Annotated in this window: 20 protein-coding genes; 2 read left to right on the top strand and 18 right to left on the bottom strand. The window is 45.9% G+C overall.

The genetic code is table 11. The annotated features are described in order from the left end of the window. Nucleotides 1-82: 82 nt before the first annotated feature. From A7K50_RS09180 to A7K50_RS09120, 13 genes are all read right to left on the bottom strand, one after another. On the bottom strand, nucleotides 83-901 hold the full coding sequence (locus tag A7K50_RS09180) for a biotin--[acetyl-CoA-carboxylase] ligase (RefSeq protein ID WP_021315817.1): 819 nt from the start codon (nucleotides 899-901) through the stop codon (nucleotides 83-85). Next, nucleotides 898-1845, bottom strand: a complete 948-nt coding sequence (locus tag A7K50_RS09175) for an acetyl-CoA carboxylase carboxyltransferase subunit alpha (protein WP_021315847.1) — start codon at nucleotides 1843-1845, stop codon at nucleotides 898-900. The genes A7K50_RS09180 and A7K50_RS09175 overlap by 4 nt, the downstream gene beginning before the upstream one ends. A gap of 21 nt (nucleotides 1846-1866) precedes the next feature. Continuing rightward, nucleotides 1867-2763, bottom strand: coding sequence for an acetyl-CoA carboxylase, carboxyltransferase subunit beta (gene accD / locus A7K50_RS09170; RefSeq protein ID WP_021315802.1), 897 nt, complete (start codon nucleotides 2761-2763; stop codon nucleotides 1867-1869). A 35-nt stretch (nucleotides 2764-2798) separates the two neighbouring features. Next, a complete protein-coding gene (locus A7K50_RS09165; protein ID WP_021315852.1) occupies nucleotides 2799-4148 on the bottom strand; it encodes an acetyl-CoA carboxylase biotin carboxylase subunit in 1350 nt (449 codons plus the stop codon). 20 nt (nucleotides 4149-4168) lie between these two features. After that, complete coding sequence (gene fabZ, locus A7K50_RS09160; RefSeq protein WP_021315851.1) at nucleotides 4169-4591, bottom strand: 3-hydroxyacyl-ACP dehydratase FabZ; 423 nt, start codon at nucleotides 4589-4591, stop codon at nucleotides 4169-4171. Nucleotides 4592-4627: 36 nt separating this feature from the next. After that, nucleotides 4628-5086, bottom strand: coding sequence for an acetyl-CoA carboxylase biotin carboxyl carrier protein (accB, locus tag A7K50_RS09155; protein ID WP_021315813.1), 459 nt, complete (start codon nucleotides 5084-5086; stop codon nucleotides 4628-4630). Nucleotides 5087-5090: 4 nt separating this feature from the next. After that, entirely contained in the window at nucleotides 5091-6332 is a 1242-nt protein-coding gene (gene fabF / locus A7K50_RS09150) for a beta-ketoacyl-ACP synthase II (protein WP_021315816.1), read from the bottom strand. A gap of 15 nt (nucleotides 6333-6347) precedes the next feature. Next, the gene (fabG, locus tag A7K50_RS09145; RefSeq protein ID WP_021315831.1) at nucleotides 6348-7088 is read right to left on the bottom strand and encodes a 3-oxoacyl-[acyl-carrier-protein] reductase; all 741 of its coding nucleotides are present in this window, start codon (nucleotides 7086-7088) and stop codon (nucleotides 6348-6350) included. A gap of 44 nt (nucleotides 7089-7132) precedes the next feature. Next, on the bottom strand, nucleotides 7133-8071 hold the full coding sequence (gene fabD / locus A7K50_RS09140) for an ACP S-malonyltransferase (protein WP_119775737.1): 939 nt from the start codon (nucleotides 8069-8071) through the stop codon (nucleotides 7133-7135). A gap of 86 nt (nucleotides 8072-8157) precedes the next feature. Then, nucleotides 8158-9108, bottom strand: coding sequence for an enoyl-[acyl-carrier-protein] reductase FabK (gene fabK, locus A7K50_RS09135; protein WP_021315815.1), 951 nt, complete (start codon nucleotides 9106-9108; stop codon nucleotides 8158-8160). Nucleotides 9109-9121: 13 nt separating this feature from the next. Then, nucleotides 9122-9355 (bottom strand): acyl carrier protein, encoded by a 234-nt coding sequence (gene acpP / locus A7K50_RS09130; protein ID WP_242831470.1) that lies wholly within the window; start codon nucleotides 9353-9355, stop codon nucleotides 9122-9124. Then, nucleotides 9352-10335 carry a beta-ketoacyl-ACP synthase III gene (locus tag A7K50_RS09125; protein ID WP_119775735.1) on the bottom strand — a complete coding sequence of 328 codons (984 nt, stop codon included), beginning with the start codon at nucleotides 10333-10335 and terminating at the stop codon, nucleotides 9352-9354. Before A7K50_RS09125 ends, acpP begins: the two co-directional genes overlap by 4 nt. A gap of 104 nt (nucleotides 10336-10439) precedes the next feature. Further along, nucleotides 10440-10892 (bottom strand): MarR family winged helix-turn-helix transcriptional regulator, encoded by a 453-nt coding sequence (locus A7K50_RS09120; protein WP_026156498.1) that lies wholly within the window; start codon nucleotides 10890-10892, stop codon nucleotides 10440-10442. A 264-nt stretch (nucleotides 10893-11156) separates the two neighbouring features. Between A7K50_RS09120 and A7K50_RS09115 the strand changes: the two genes are divergently transcribed. Then, nucleotides 11157-11513 (top strand): LysM peptidoglycan-binding domain-containing protein, encoded by a 357-nt coding sequence (locus tag A7K50_RS09115; RefSeq protein WP_034379027.1) that lies wholly within the window; start codon nucleotides 11157-11159, stop codon nucleotides 11511-11513. 3 nt (nucleotides 11514-11516) lie between these two features. On the opposite strand, the gene A7K50_RS09110 is transcribed toward A7K50_RS09115, so the two are convergent. Beyond that, nucleotides 11517-12179, bottom strand: coding sequence for a hypothetical protein (locus A7K50_RS09110; protein WP_034379051.1), 663 nt, complete (start codon nucleotides 12177-12179; stop codon nucleotides 11517-11519). 190 nt (nucleotides 12180-12369) lie between these two features. On the opposite strand from A7K50_RS09110, the gene A7K50_RS09105 reads away from it, so the two are divergent. Then, nucleotides 12370-12519: a DUF1540 domain-containing protein gene (locus A7K50_RS09105; protein ID WP_021315835.1), complete on the top strand. Its 150-nt coding sequence runs from the start codon at nucleotides 12370-12372 to the stop codon at nucleotides 12517-12519. Nucleotides 12520-12598: 79 nt separating this feature from the next. Here the strand turns inward: A7K50_RS09105 and A7K50_RS09100 are convergent, their stop codons facing one another. From A7K50_RS09100 to A7K50_RS09085, 4 genes are all read right to left on the bottom strand, one after another. Further along, nucleotides 12599-12982 (bottom strand): hotdog fold thioesterase, encoded by a 384-nt coding sequence (locus A7K50_RS09100; RefSeq protein WP_021315806.1) that lies wholly within the window; start codon nucleotides 12980-12982, stop codon nucleotides 12599-12601. Continuing rightward, nucleotides 12967-14586 (bottom strand): HAMP domain-containing sensor histidine kinase, encoded by a 1620-nt coding sequence (locus A7K50_RS09095; protein WP_119775731.1) that lies wholly within the window; start codon nucleotides 14584-14586, stop codon nucleotides 12967-12969. Before A7K50_RS09095 ends, A7K50_RS09100 begins: the two co-directional genes overlap by 16 nt. 46 nt (nucleotides 14587-14632) lie before the next feature. After that, on the bottom strand, nucleotides 14633-15691 hold the full coding sequence (locus A7K50_RS09090) for an HD domain-containing phosphohydrolase (protein ID WP_020492407.1): 1059 nt from the start codon (nucleotides 15689-15691) through the stop codon (nucleotides 14633-14635). 151 nt (nucleotides 15692-15842) lie between these two features. Next, the gene (locus A7K50_RS09085; RefSeq protein WP_119775729.1) at nucleotides 15843-16118 is read right to left on the bottom strand and encodes a DUF1294 domain-containing protein; all 276 of its coding nucleotides are present in this window, start codon (nucleotides 16116-16118) and stop codon (nucleotides 15843-15845) included. Between the last annotated feature and the right edge of the window lie 148 nt (nucleotides 16119-16266).

The following is a 16266-nucleotide window of genomic DNA, read 5'->3' as shown; positions in this document are numbered from 1 at the left end:
TATCATTAGGACGCTTCGTTTTCAATGCCATTTTCTATGTAAATACTGTATTCATTTCGGGAAACGCGAACGTACTTCTCGTTTAATCGTGTAGGGCCACAGTAATTTCTCCCGAGATGATCGCTTTGATCTCTCCGGTCTGCACCAGCCTCACGATCAATTCCCCTTTAGGTCCGAGGTCAATTACCTCAGCTGTCTGCGCCGGCCCCTCCCTGTTTTCGAGGACCACTTTTCTGCCTATGACTTCGGAACGCTCCCGGCAAATGGTTAAGGTCCTGCCTAAATCAACCGTGCTGAGATATTCCAGGTAAAGTGGTTCAAACCCATTCAGGATTCCGGCTGTCAGTCTGGCCCTGTCGTGTTCCCTGCCCGTCTCAAGACGTAAAGAAGTCGCTGTAGAATTCAGTCCATCAGGAAAATCCGTCTCAGCAAGGTTCACATTCAGACCAATGCCAATCACCACTACCGAGGTCCGCCTGCTGCTGACCGACATTTCCGTCAGAATCCCTCCGGCCTTCTTTCCGTTCAGGAATAGATCATTTGGCCATTTGATAGTAATCCCTCTTCCTGGGAAAGAAATAGCTGCTTCGTCCACTGCCAGGCATACTGCCGCTGCGCCGGTCAGCGTCAGCTGGGGTATCACATCCGGCGGCAGTTGAGGTTTTAAAATGATTGACATCCAAATCCCCTTGCCTCCCGGTGACTGCCACTTTCGTCCAAAACGTCCCCGGCCTGCCGTCTGCTGTTCGCTGATGATCACGGTTCCTTCTTCTTCAGCCAAAGCTCTGCGGGCTGCTTCACTGTTGGTGGAATCCAGCACGTCAAAACAAAGGATCTTTCTTCCTAGAAAAGTTGTCCGAAGATATTGCGTTATTTTTCCAGGGCTGAGAGATTCGTTCATGACTCGGTATAAGCCCCTATCCTGCGGTATTTCTGATAACGCCTTTCAAGAACATCGTCGAGCTGTTCCAGCATAGTCCTGAACGGGACCTTTAACAAATGTTCCTTGATCACGGCAGCCATAGCCTCAGGATCATGATGGGCACCGCCCATAGGCTCCGGCAGAACCTTGTCGATTAGGCCCATTTGCTGCAAATCCTGCGCAGTAATCTTCATGATCTGGGCTGCCTCTTTCGCTCTGGAGGAATCCTTCCAAAGGATACTGGCAAAACCTTCCGGAGACAGTATGGAATAGATCGAATGCTCCAGCATCCAGATCTCGTCTGCGATCGACAGGGCCAACGCCCCGCCGCTGCCTCCCTCTCCCAGAACAATAGAAATAACAGGCGTCCGCAGGCTGGCCATTTCCATCAGGTTGCGTGCGATTGCTTCCCCTTGGCCCCGTTCCTCCGCGCCGATACCAGGATCAGCGCCTGGTGTATCAATAAAGCAAATCACTGGCCGATGAAATTTTTCCGCCTGCTTCATAAGCCTTAACGCTTTGCGGTAACCTTCGGGATTTGTCATCCCGAAATTTCTTTTGACATTTTCTTTGATATTTCTGCCTTTTTGCTGGCCAATGACCGTTACCGGCAGGTCCCCCAGTCTGGCAACGCCGCCGACAATGCAGGGATCATCCCGATACATCCGGTCTCCATGCAGCTCAATAAAGGAGTGAAAAATCCGCTCGATATAATCGAGCGTGGTGGGTCTTTCCACCATTCGGGACAGGGTCAGCTTATCCATCGCCGTCAAATTTGAGAATGCTTCCTCTTTCATCCTGGTAAGCTTCTCTTCTAATCCCTCAATCTCTGATGAAAAGTCGGCTTGCTTATCTTCCGCAAGCTTCCTCAAATCACGCAGTTTATTATTCAGTTCCGCTAATTCTTTTTCCCGCTCGAGCATAGCCACACTCCGTCTTTTTGCTTAACGCCTGTAATGAAGCTTAATCAGGCGAGACAAGGTTAATTTGAGGTCCTCTCTGGCCACGATTTTATCAATGAAACCGTGTTCCAAAAGAAATTCTGCTTTCTGAAAGCCTTCCGGCAGCTCCTGCCTGATGGTCTGTTGAATGACTCTTTTGCCGGCAAAGCCGATCAACGCGTCCGGCTCTGCTAAAATAATGTCTCCCAGCATCGGGAAACTGGCCGTGACGCCGCCCGTTGTCGGGTCTGTCAAAACCGCGATATACAGTCCTCCCTGCCGACTGTGTCTGCCAACGGCTGCAGATGTTTTGGCCATCTGCATCAAGGAAAACATCCCTTCCTGCATCCTGGCCCCGCCTGAAGCAGTAAAAGCAATGATCGGCATTTTCCTTTCAGCGGCAAATTCAAACGCCCGGGTCACTTTCTCGCCGACGACCGAGCCCATGCTGCCCATCATAAAGTTACTGTCCATCACCGCAATCACAGCATCCTGACCATGAATCTTGCCATACCCTGTCAGTACGGCTTCCGAAAGACCCGTTTTCTCCTGACCAGTGCTAATTTTCTCTGCATAACCATTAAAGTCCAACGGATTAACACTTTTCATATCCTGATTAATTTCTTTAAATGTTCCTGTGTCCATGATCAACTCGACTCTTTCCCAGGCTCCCATCCTGAAATGGTAGCCGCAGCGGACACAGACCTTGTGATTATTACTGAGATCCTTTGTATAGACGGTCTCTCCGCAATTCGGACATTTTGTCCACAGTCCGTTTGGAATAGCAGGCAAAACACTCTTTTCCCTCTGCCCTTCTATCTCCGCCGGTACCGGCTGACTATTATTCTGTTGTATGGTTAGATAACGCGGTTTCTTAAAAACCCTGTTCAATTTAAACATGAGCACCAACCGTAATCATTTTTTTATGGCTGTCATTACGCTCCATAGTCAAATTCTTTGGCAATGAAGGATGTGTCAATTTCTGCGCGGATAAATTTCGGGTTATTCAGAATCTGAAACAGGAATTCAATATTCGTGTCAATACCTTCAATGATAAATTCATCCAAGGCCCTACGCATTTTACCGATGGCTTCATTCCTGTCCTGGCCGTGCGTAATCAGTTTCGCAATCATTGAATCATAGGTCGGCGGGATATCATAGCCGCTATAGAGTGCGCTGTCCAGTCTTACACCATTTCCTCCGGGCCAGAAAAGGATATTCACTTTACCGGGGGACGGCCTGAATCCAAGTGCGGGATTCTCGGCATTGATTCGGCATTCAATGGCATGTCCGTGGACTTGTACATCGTCCTGTCGGATGTTTAACTGTTCTCCCGAGGCAATCTTCAGTTGTTCCTTCACAATATCAATTCCTGTAACCAGTTCGGTTACGGGATGCTCAACCTGGATGCGGGTATTCATTTCCATAAAGTAATAGTCACCGTTGTTGTCGAGCAAAAATTCGATGGTCCCGGCGCTCTTATAACCTACCGCTTGAGCAGCACGGACAGCAGTATCCCCCATTTTCTGCCTGAGCTCATCACTCAGAACGGTTGAAGGAGCCTCTTCGATGACTTTTTGATTTCTGCGTTGGATCGAACAGTCTCTTTCTCCGAGGTGAATGACATTTCCATAGTGGTCCGCCAGAATCTGAAATTCGATATGTCTCGGCTCCACCAGATATTTCTCTAAATACATCGAATCATCATCAAAGGCAGCCTGGGCTTCTTTCTTGGCCATATCATAAGCTTTTTTCAGTTCATCCCGGCTCCAGACAATCCGGATACCCTTGCCTCCACCGCCGGCCGATGCCTTCAGCATAACCGGATAGCCAATACGCTCTGCAGAAGCCTCTGCCTGTTTAAAATTGGCCAACACACCTTCAATACCGGGAACGAGAGGGACTCCCGCCTGACCCATGATCTGCCGGGCCTTTGCTTTATTCCCCATCATTTCAATCACTTCCGGGTCAGGACCAATAAATGCGATATGGCACGCTTTGCACATCTCAGCAAATTTGCTATTTTCTGCTAAGAAGCCAAATCCTGGATGGATGGCTTCCGCGCCCGTCAGAACCGTTGCACTAATAATATTCTTGGTATTCAGATAGCTGTCCTTTGCTCTGGCCGGTCCGATACAAACCGCCTCATCAGCAAGATCTACATGCAGGGAGTTCCGGTCAGCTTCCGAATAAACCGCAACTGTTGTAACTCCAATTTCCCTGCAGGCCCGAATAATCCGGACCGCTATTTCGCCTCTGTTGGCAATGAGTATTTTTTTGAACAAGTTTTCACCCACCAACTTTATTAACTGATAAAAAACTTAATTTCGGCTTCGACAGCTTTTTCCCCGTCAACCGTGGCAAGGGCTTTACCAATGCCGGCAGGGCCTTTGATTTTTATGATCTCTACTTCCAGTCTCAGCACATCACCGGGAAATACCTTCCTTCGGAACTTGGCATTGTCAATTCCGGTAAAATAAGCGAGCTTGCCCTGATATTTTTCCATTTTTAATAAAGCTACCGCACCAGCCTGAGCCAGCGCTTCAATAATGAGTACACCGGGCATTACCGGTTCTTGCGGAAAATGTCCCTGAAAAAAATACTCATTGATCGTAACATTTTTATAAGCAACGACCCTTTTACCTTCCTCAAGCTCTTCGACTCGATCCAGAAGAAGGAACGGGTACCGATGCGGAATAATCTCCTGAATCTCTTTGATGTTCAGCATCCTTACCTCCATAATAGTTCCGCTGCAGCCTTACCGCTACTTGGTATTAATTTCAAACAGTGGCTGGCCAAATTCGACCATTTGTCCGTCATTAACCAGAATGCTTAAGATTTGCAAGTCTTCTTCAGCTTCAATCTCATTCATCAGCTTCATCGCCTCGACAATGCAAAGCGTATCCCCTTTTTTGACTTTGCTGCCCACATTAACAAAGGGTTTCTCTCCGGGTGACGGTGCCAGGTAAAAGGTTCCGACAATCGGGGCATTGATCGTCTGCGGCGCTTCAGTTTTAGAACTTGGATGTTCCGGAGTCATCGCCTCTTTTCCAGCTGCAGCCCCGGGCATAAAGCTCTGTATGGGTTGAAGCGCAGGCTGAAACATGGGCTGAAGCTTTTCTTTCTTTAAAACAATTTTATAATCCTCTTGCTTTAACTCAAATCCAGTCAGCCCGGACTCATCGACCATTTTTATCAGTTCTTGAATTTCTTTTAAATCCATCACTTTATCCCTCTAACCACTTTTTTAAGATAATGGTAGCATTATGGCCCCCAAATCCAAGCGAATTGGATAGGGCGTAGGTCAAGTCCATGTTACGTCCGCAATTTGGCACATAATCCAGGTCACATTCCTCATCTTTAACCTGATAGCCAATCGTCGGTGGTACAAAGCCCTCCTGCAGTGCTTTGGCGCAGATAATCGCCTCTATAGCTCCCGCTGCTCCCAGTAGATGACCGGTCATTGATTTTGTCGAACTCACCGGTATTTGATAAGCTTTTTCTCCAAATATGGCTTTGATCGCTTCCGTCTCAAACTTGTCGTTGTACGGTGTACCTGTTCCATGCGGATTGATATAGGATATTTCGTCCGGACCAATCCCGGCATCAGCTAAGGCAAGCTTCATCGCTCTGGCCGCGCCTTCCCCTCCCGGTGCAGGTGCGGTCATATGGTAGGCATCGCAGGTAGCTCCATAACCAACTACTTCGCCATAGATTCTTGCATTCCTCTTTCTAGCATGCTCCAAAGATTCCAGAACCAAAATACCCGCACCTTCACCGATCACGAACCCGTCCCGCTCCTTGTCAAACGGGATGGAAGCCCTGTTGACATCATTGCTGTTGCTCAAAGCGGTCATGGAAGTAAATCCGGCTACCGCCAGAGGCGTAATCGGGGCTTCGGCACCACCGGTAACAATCATATCCGCTTGACCGTCTCTGATCTTCCAGAAAGCTTCCCCGATGGAATGCGTTGCCGAAGCGCAGGCTGTGACAATACTGTAGTTAATTCCTTTGGCACCAAGCTTGATCGCAATATTCCCTGAAGCCATATTACTGATCGCCATCGGAATAAAGAAAGGGGAAACCCTGCCAGGCCCTTTCTCGGTCAGTCTGCTGTGCTGTTCTTCAATCGTTAGCAGACCGCCTATCCCCGATCCAACCAAAACCCCTAATCTTTCCGGGTCGATCTCGGCTGCTTTCAGACCCGCGTCTTCATAAGCCTGCTCTGCCGCCACCACTGCCAACTGGCAGTAGCGGTCCATCCGTTTGGCTTCTTTCTTGTCCAAATGCATTTCAGGATCAAAATTTTTGATCTCCGCACCAATTTTTACTTTATGGTCCGTCGTATCAAAGGCTGTGATCGGACCTATTCCGCATTCTCCCTCTTTGATGCCCTGCCAGAATGTGGCTGCATCGTTGCCAAGCGGAGTAACCGCCCCAATTCCAGTAATAACTACGCGTGTTCTCATATTGTTGGTCTCCTCCTAAAATGCCATTCCGCCGTCAACGCTTATAACCTGTCCGGTAATGTATTCACCGGCGTCTGAAGCCAGAAATAAAACCGTATCGGCGATATTCTCCGGTTTACCGAACCTTTTTAAAGCAATGCTCTCTTTGGTCAGTTCTCTCACTTTATCCGATAACCCTGACGTCATATCTGTCTCGATAAAGCCAGGGGCTACAGCATTCACCGTGATGTTTCTGCTGCCGATTTCCTTGGCCAGGGATTTAGTAAGTCCAATCACACCGGCTTTAGCCGCTGCATAATTAACCTGCCCTGCATTTCCGAGAATTCCAACAACAGAAGTGATATTGATGATTCTGCCGCTTTTTTGTTTGACCATGATAGGAACGGCATGCCGGGTACAATTGAACACCCCTTTGAGGTCTACTTCTACAACTCGGTCAAAATCGTCTTCCGACATCCTCATGAGTAAGCCGTCGCGGGTTATCCCTGCGTTATTGACCAGGATATCAATGGTTCCAAATTCCGCTTTGGCCATCGCAATCAATTGTTCCGCTTCACTGAATACACTGACGTCTGCTTTTAGAACTAAGGCCCGCCCTCCGAGGTTTTCGATTTCCTGGGCAAGCTTTAATCCTTCCTGCTCGCTGCTTACATAATTCACTGCGATATTCGCACCTTGTTCAGCAAGCTTTAAAGCAATGGCTCTGCCAATACCCCTGCTGGCACCTGTAACAACTGCCGTTTTCCCCTTTAGCATATCCTGCCTCCTCCCGGAACTCAATATTGATTTCAATTACGTTCTTAATCATTAAAGTATTTCACCGCGGCTTCGAGAGATGTCGGGCCGTCGACATTCAGAACCTTCACGTTCTTGTCAATCTTTCTCGCGAAGCCTTTTAAGACACTTCCAGGTCCCAGTTCCACAAAGCTATCTACACCGTCGGCGAGCATCCTTCTGAAGGACATCTCCCAAAGGACGGAACGCATGACTTGTTGCGGCAATAGTTCCTTGACCGCCGACTTATCTGCCATATAATCTGCAGTAACATTGGAAATCACCGGAATCCGGGGGTCAGAAAATTCAATGCCTGCCAGCTCGTCAGCCAATCTCCGGGCCGCTGATTCGAGCAAGCCCGTATGAAACGGTCCGCTGACTTCTAGCGGGATCACCCTTTTGGCCCCGAGCTCCATAGCCCTGGCTGAAGCAGCTTGCAAGGCCTTGTTTTCCCCGGATATCACAACCTGACCTGGGCAGTTATAGTTGGCAATCCGTACAACCCCGAGGCTCTCAGCCGCAAGACAAGCCTCCTCGACCCCAGAGGTTTCCAAACCGAGGACTGCAGCCATCCCTCCAACACCCTGAGACACAGCCTCCTGCATATACCTGCCTCTGTTCCGGACCAGCTTCACAGCCGCCTCAAATGGCAATACACCGCTCAGGACCAAGGCAGAATATTCACCCAGACTGAATCCGGCTGTCAGATCAGGATTGATTCCCTGATCCATCAACGCCTTTGCGGCTGCCACACTGACTGTAAGAATGGCCGGCTGTGTATGTTCGGTTTTATCCAGTTCCTCTTTGGGGCCATTAAAACACAGGCCACTCAGCGAATATCCGAGCTCCTGATCCGCCAGGTCAAAGACCGCCCGCGAAACATCGTTATGCTGATAAAGTTCTTTGCCCATGCCAACATACTGTGAACCCTGGCCCGCAAAAATAAACGCTGTCTTTCTATCCATTCTTTCCGTATCCTCCAATAATATCCGATAATCATCCAAATGCGGGGGACAAAGGGATGGTTCTTTTGTCCCCGACACGTATCCCTTTAGCAGGTAATATTGTCAGGCTTAATAGCTTTCAGACGTTCCCCTGCCTGGGCAAACATTTCTTCAATAATTTCTTTACAGGTCTGTTCTTTTTTAATCAGACCTGCGATTTGCCCGGCCATTACGGATCCATAATCCGTATCTCCCTCTTTGACAGCCTTACGCAGCGCACCGGCGCCAAGCGTCTCATACTGCTCCAGAGGTGCCCCCGTCCTTTCCAGCTCTTCAAACTGCCGGGTAAGTTTATTTCTGAGGACTCTGACCGGATGACCTGTTGGCCTGCCTGTAACGACTGAATCGATATCTTTGGCTTTCAGGATTCTATCCTTATAGTTTTGATGCACGGTACATTCTTCGGCAGTTAGGAACCTTGTGCCAACCTGGACGCCGCTTGCACCCAACATAAAAGCTGCGGCAATCCCTCTGCCGTCACCGATTCCTCCGGCAGCAATCACCGGGATATTTACAGCATCAATCACCTGAGGAAGCAAGGCCATGGTCGTCAGTTCACCGACATGTCCGCCGGACTCTCCGCCTTCCGCCACAACGGCATCTGCCCCTTCCTTCTCCATCCTGCGGGCCAGCGCAACGGAAGGAACTACGGGAATGACCGTGATGCCGTTTTCTTTCCACATTTTGATATATTTTCCGGGACTTCCGGCGCCTGTTGTCACTACTTTTATCCCTTCTTCACAGACGAGACGGGCAATGGCTTCGGCATTCTCACTTAACAGCATGATATTGACGCCAAAAGGCTTGTCTGTCAGAGCTTTGGCCTTCCTAATCTCTTCTTTGACATATTCGACAGGTGCATTGGCCGCCGCAATGATACCGATTCCGCCGGCGTTTGATACGGCCGAAGCAAGTGAGCTGTCCGAAATCCAAGCCATACCGCCTTGGATCAGCGGGTATTTTACACCCAGTTTATGAAAAAAACCAAAGTTATTCATGCCATTCTCTCCTTCAATTCGTTCGCTTATTTATATAGTCAACCAGATCTGCTACGCTGATTAATTCTTCAAGATCTTCAGTCGGAATTTCAATCCTGTATACATCTTCCAGCTCCATGACAATTTCAAAAATGCTTAGAGAGTCAATTCCGAGGTCTTGCTGGAACTTGGTGGCCAACTGAATTTTCTCCGGTTCAGTCTCAATCTGGGAAGCGATAATCCTGCAGATCGTGTCAAAAGACATCATTTACCCCCTATGGTCCATTTAATCAGCATTGCACCATAGGTAAGTCCTCCTCCGAATCCGACAAGAACGAGCAGATCCCCTTTATGGATTAACTTCCCTTTGGCCATTTCATCCAGAGCAATGGGGATACTGGCACTCGAAGTATTCCCATAATTAGGAAGGTTGACATAAAACTTCGCCTGATCCACCTTCAGCTTTTTGGCCGCTGAATCAATGATTCGCAGGTTTGCCTGGTGCGGTATGATATGGTTAATGTCTTCCAGCGTATAGGGTGTTTTTTCAAGCGTCTTTAAAATGCACTCGGGTAAAATATTGACTGCAAATTTAAAAACTTCCCGTCCGTTCATTTTGGCATACGAAGGCTTCACTTCCCCGGCCTCAATAAAGATGTTCTTGAGCGGAAGGGCAGGACATTCCAAACACTCACCTTTGCTACCATCAGAACCAATTACTTCAGAAATAATGCCCTGATCTCCTCTTTTGATAACCGCCGCACCCGCTCCGTCTGCAAACAGAACACAAGTGCTGCGATCTTCCCAGTCCGTGATTTTGGAAAGGGCCTCAGCACCAATGATCAGTGCCTTCTGATACATCCCTGTTCTGATAAACTGGGAGGCAATGCTGAGTCCAAAAATAAAACCGGTACAGGCTGCACTGATGTCAAAACAAGCTGCCCGGCTGGCTCCGAGACTATTCTGGACAAAACATGCCGTTGATGGGAAAAAATAATCCGGTGTAACCGTGGCCACAATAATCAGATCAAGCTCCTCAGCAGCAACTCCGGCATCATCAAGTGCTCTGCGGGCGGCTGCGACTGCCAAATCCGCTGTGGTTTCCGTCAGTGAAATTCTGCGCTCTTTGATCCCTGTTCGGGTACTGATCCATTCATCGCTTGTATCAACAATCTTAGACAGATCATCATTCGTCACCCTGTTTTCAGGAACATAGCTGCCAGTGCCAATTATCTCGACATCATACATATTTCCAAGTTTCCTTTTCTCTTCATATTATTTCGTTTATTATCATTCCATGATGAATCCTTCTGTTGGTTTACCTTTTCATATACCTTTTGTTCTTCCCTTGTTTAAGGATTAAAGGAATACTTCGAATCAAAAAATTCAGTGAGTTTCTGCAATGATCCAATTAAAATATTCTCCTGTTCCCCTAATCCAAGAAGCATATGCTTGACCATATCCAGATGAAATTTTTCATGGATCCTGTAGGCAAGCTTTCCTCTTCGGGTCAGACTGATCCTGACAATTCTCCGGTCGGCCTCATCCCTTTGTCTGGAAACGTACTCCTTTTTAACAAGGTTATTAATAAAAGAAGTAAGCGCTCCGACAGTGATACCCAGATCGGCGGCAACCTGAGACATTGTCCTCTCCTGATACATTCCAATCGCTTCGATCGCATGCAGTTCTGAGATAGACAGATTATTCAATGGTCCTTTCTTAATCTCATTCTGCTCTACATCTAGAATTTGATTAAATGTTCCAATCAGAAGTTCATTTAAAACAGTACGAATATTTGTTTCCAACCTCTCACTTCCTCTCAGCGCATAATCAAAGTTTACCTCATTTTTAATTTGGTTGTCAAATATTTTAGTATTCAAACCAACTTGCATATCTCCTGGTTTAGTCTGAATATTTTTAGAGGATTTTCACTATCCCCTTTATGGATTTTCTTATTCTAGCCTTAAAGGCGAAAAAAATTTGAGGTTCGGTTTGTCCTTCTGTCCGGCGGACAGGTAATCCTTTCATACAATGAGAAGAGAAAAAATATCTGCGGGGAGTGAACTTCCATGACCTGTCCGAAAGGAACAATCTCATATCAGATCAAGCCGGGTGATACTTTTTATAGCCTTGCCCGCAAATTCAATACAACTGCAGAGGCAATTGCATCGGTGAACACAGGAGTAAACCCGAATAACCTGAAACCGGGGGTCTTGATCTGCATTCCAATCAGGAGGAGCGTTGTTTCATGTCCACCAGCGAACCGTTATGTTATCAAAGCAGGTGATACCTTTTCCAAATTGGCTGATAAATACCACCTTTCAACAGCTTCGCTTATCTCACTGAACCCCGGAGTCGATCCCACGAACCTGCGAATTGGCCAGATGATCTGTCTTCCTGTCAGGAGACGGAGAAGATCCCACTAAGGACTATGTGATCAAAGATATAAGAAGTGACAGAACAAATAAATTCCAGAAGGATTCCACAGCAGCCATGATTTGTGTCCCGCTTTTTTCCGGTGTCACATTAAAAGTTTCCCCCACTGAAATACTACCAATGCTTAAAGAAAGAAACGAAATAAACTGAGTTACACGCGTTTTTCCGATTGTCCCGGAAAAAGAAGATGGATAAAGCGTGTAGACCAGATTAAAGAGCAGCGCAAAAAACAGAATGATTGTGATCAACGGAAAAATAATATCCTTTAATTTGGCATCTTTACTTTCATCGAGGGTTAACGTTTCGAAGATATAAGCCCCGGCACCCAGAGAAGCAATGACCGCATAGATGTTAACAAAAAAAATAAATTTGGAATATCCGCTGCTAAAACTGCGTCCGTGCAAACTGAATCCGACAGTGAGTGCGGCCGCAGCTCCAAAAATCGCCGGCGTAAGCAACATCGGATTGGCCCTGGAGGGGACCGGAGGTTTAAAGAGAGGATAGATACCGTTATTCCAGCTATTTTGCTGCATTGGACAGCCCCAAAGCTTTCTAGGATTGCCCGGCTGCGGTTGATAATGATTTACCGGATTGCTGTGGGCATATCTGTAATTAAAGTCATTCGTGTGAGTCACCCCATTCCAGAAAATGATCATGACAATAATAATATATGCGGCCTTATTCAATAATTTTCCATTTATGCTAACCTTATAAAAAAAGACGCCGAAGCATCTTTAGAAACTTATTGACTTTGCTATCACATAGTAAATTAATTTTTGTTCATAATAATAAATATAAATGCCAAAAATTTAGAGTTATAGATACTCGCCCAAGGAGGTGAAATAAATGGGTTCAATTAAATGTACAGTTACCGAGTGTCATTACAATAAAGATGTCATGTGCGATGCACCGATGATTCAGGTGAATCACAGCGGGGTCAGGTATTCCCAAGGCTCGGAAGAAACACAGTGTGATACCTTCAAACCTCAGAAGTAATGAATACCAGGTGTATGAAATTTCAAAGCCCATGTTCGCATTATGTCACCGTGCTATGATACGAACATGAGCTTTTATTTTATTGTTTCCTGTAAACCGTTCCCTGAAACATGGCGATGAGATTATCTTTCTCATCTGTGACTTCAACCAGATAGGTCGCTATTTTTCGGTTTAGGGACACTTCTTTGGCCCTGGCGGTGAGTATTCCCAGACCGGCAGCTTGACAATAGGTAATACTGACATTTACGGCAATTGCCGTACCCTCCCGGGAATTCGACGCTGCAGCGAGTGCCGAATCCGCCAGCGTAAAAATGGCTCCTCCCTGAACAATCCCAAGCGAATTCAAATGGTGCTCGTCTATCTTTAACCTGGCCTCAGCCGCTCCGGCTTCGGCTTTGAGTATTTCTATTCCTACATATTTTGCAAAAATATCCTTACGCATTTCCTCTAATATGTTATCCATTTTGTCATCCTTTCTGCCGAATTGGCGTGAACCAACGGAAGTTCAAACCAGAAATGGCTTCCCTTTCCCTCTTGACTGTCAAATCCAAGATTTCCGCCCATCAGTTCAATCAATTCTCTGGCAACAGGCAACCCAATCCCGGTGCCTTCGATTAAATGGTTGATATTTGATGCCCTGAAAAAAGGATCAAATATTTTACCCTGTTCTTCCAACGGAATGCCTAAGCCACTATCGATGATGCTGAACCGCAGCCACCCATCAAACTCCTGACAGCTAAATCCAATGATTCCATTATCATAACTATATTTAATCGCATTTGAAAAAATATTCAGCAGCACTTGTTTTAAACGAACCTGATCTGCCGCAACACAATAATTTTCATATGGAGAATACGCTGCCGTGATCGCAATTGCTTTCAGATCAGCAAGAGGCTTGATTAAATTAATCGAAGCTTCTACGATGGGTTTGACTTCTACCGGTTTAATTACGACATCAAATTTGCCTGTCTCAATCTTCACAAGATCAAGAACCCCATTAATCAGGTCAAGCAAATGGCTCCCCGCTTTATATATTTCTTTGACACTCTGCTTCTGGAATTCGTTTAAAGGAGCCTCCGTATCAATCTCCAGAATTTGAGCAAAGCCCATAATCGCATTCAGAGGTGTTTTAAATTCGTGACTTATACTTGAGAGGAATTCCGATTTGGCCAGGCTTGCCCGTTCAGCCTCCTTCATAGCTGAAATAAGCGAATTTTCCAGGGCCTTCCTATCGGTAATATTCCTTACAGAGATGGAAACGCTATGCTTGTCATTATCAATAAGGGCTACCCGTGCCTGATACCAGCGGATCCCTTGTGGAGTGTTCAGAAAATACTCAAATACCTCCGGCTCCTTGCTTTGAATAGCACGGCTGATCAAGGTTATGTTAATCTTTGCGGTCTCCTCATCCATAACGGAACAAAAGGAAGAACCAATGATTTCAGCGACCGGTCTGACCAAAACATGCTGATCATTGGCCCAAACATTTTGAACAATGCCGAATTCATCAACTTCAAAAATCGCATCATCAATAGATTTAACCAGGGCCTGCAGATTTTTTTCCTTATTTCTGAGTTCAGACTGGTAAACCGATAGATTCGAATCAAGATAATGCAGCCTTTTACCCAATTGTACGACTGAGACTGCCGTATCCTGCAGCTCTTCAATGAAGAATTCTGGTTGTTCCTGGTGGTACTGTCCTGTGCCAATATCAAGGACCATCTGCTTAATCCCGGCCAGAGGCTCCGAGATTGCCTTGTTTATTTGATGGGCTTTCACGTATATCATAATGATAAATATCCCATCAAAAATAAGAAGACCTACAATGATAAAACGGCCAATACGGTACAATTGATCGTTTAAGCCATTCAGTCCAGCATAGAGATTTTTTTCCTGACCGGCTGTCAGCATACCTGATACTTCTTTTTGCAGCCAAAAGTGTGTAAGAACAAAAATAGCAATAAACACCAACCCTGTGATCGTCAATGGAATGAGTGCTTCGCGGACGTAAGTACGTAATATCCACCGGAAAAGCGATAGCTTTCTTTTTGACTCTTTTGACTTCATTCCAACACCGCCGTTTATTGCATTCAATGATATTGCAAAAAGAAAATTATTTATAGATCTCAGTAATTTCCCTGATTACCGGCATGATTTTCATAAAATGATCGACAAGGGAAGGATCGAAGTGCGTGCCTCTACCTTTTTCTATCTCCTCTGAAGCTTCATCGATTTCCCACGCCTTTTTGTAAGGACGCTCCGAAATCAAAGCATCAAACACATCGCAAATGGCGGTAATCCGTCCCACCAGCGGAATTCCTTCTCCCTGAAGTCCGTTTGGATAACCGCTTCCATCCCATTTTTCATGATGATACAGCGCAATCTGCTCAGCAAGCTTAATCATTTCCGCTGAACTGCCGGCTAGGATTTGAGCCCCTTTAACGGTATGGGTCTTCATTTTTTCCCAATCATCAGGCGTGAGTTTACCTGGTGTCAGCAGTACTTCGTCGGGAATGCCAATTTTCCCGATATCATGCAGCGTACTGGCATGAAACATTAGTTCACAGTCTTTTTCCGGCAGTCCATAGGCTTTGCCAAGTTCATACGTGTATTTGCTCATTCGCACAATGTGATTTCCTGTCTCGCTGTCCCGGAATTCTGCGGCTCTCGCCAGCCTGTGGATCAGTTCGACCTGCAGATCTTCCAGTTCTTTTGTTCTCTCTTGGACTTTATTGACTAGTCTGCGATTGTTCTGTTTGATTTCGTTGTTCAGTAAACGTATTTCCAGTATATTTTTGATTCGCATCAGAACTTCAGCATAATCGAAAGGCTTGCCAATAAAATCTTTGGCGCCAAGCGTCAATGCCTTCAGTCTGTGTTCCTGATCGTTGTAGGCTGTAATTGCAATAATGGGAAGGAAGTCATCCTCTTTGACTGCATTTAACTGCTCCATGACCTCAAATCCGTCAAGATAAGGCATCCTTAAATCCATTAAAATCAGATCGGGATAATGCTCCCGATATAAGGATAGGGTTTCCCTGGAATCAGTGGTGGACATGATATTGCTGTATCCCGACATCTTTAACAGTTTTTCAAGTAACAAAATATTTACGGAATTATCGTCGACAATCAGTATTCTGGCCCTTGAAATACTATCAGTATTTATCTTCATCCGCCTCCCAATCTTTCACATGTCAACTGCTTATTAACAAGGACTTTTTCCAGTTAGCCGGTCGGCTGGTCACTATATCTTAATATACCTCATTCTTATGGGAAATTCTAGATAAAAAATGTTTATCCTTGGAATCTCTACAATTTTTTCTCTAACATTTTTGCAGAAAGTAAGCTATAACAGATATATTCAATATGATCAGGACAGGGATGCCGTATACAAAGGCCTTATGCTGAGTTTTATGCCTAAAGAAACGCATGGCCAGATAGATCCCGGGAGCACCGAATATCAGTCCTGTAAGAAAGAAATGGCGTTCAGGAACCCGTCGACCTCCCCGTTTGGCCTTATATTTATCCCACCCTATAACGGTAAAACCATAAATATTTACCAGGATAATATATCCCCATATAAGCCAGATACACTCCACATCTGCAGCCTCCCTTGTTAGCTAGTAACATTCATGATCAAAATCATACCATGAATAAAGTAGAAAAAAAATACGCAGGAAGATGCCTGAAAAGATATTGAGACTTAATAGGACAAAATTTAAAGATTAATAGAAAAGATACTGAGAC

The organism is Dehalobacter sp. MCB1, from assembly GCF_003590275.1.
GTDB lineage: Bacteria > Bacillota > Desulfitobacteriia > Desulfitobacteriales > Syntrophobotulaceae > Dehalobacter.
Note: the sequence above shows the minus strand (reverse complement) of the source record. Positions and strands in the feature narration are given on the sequence as shown.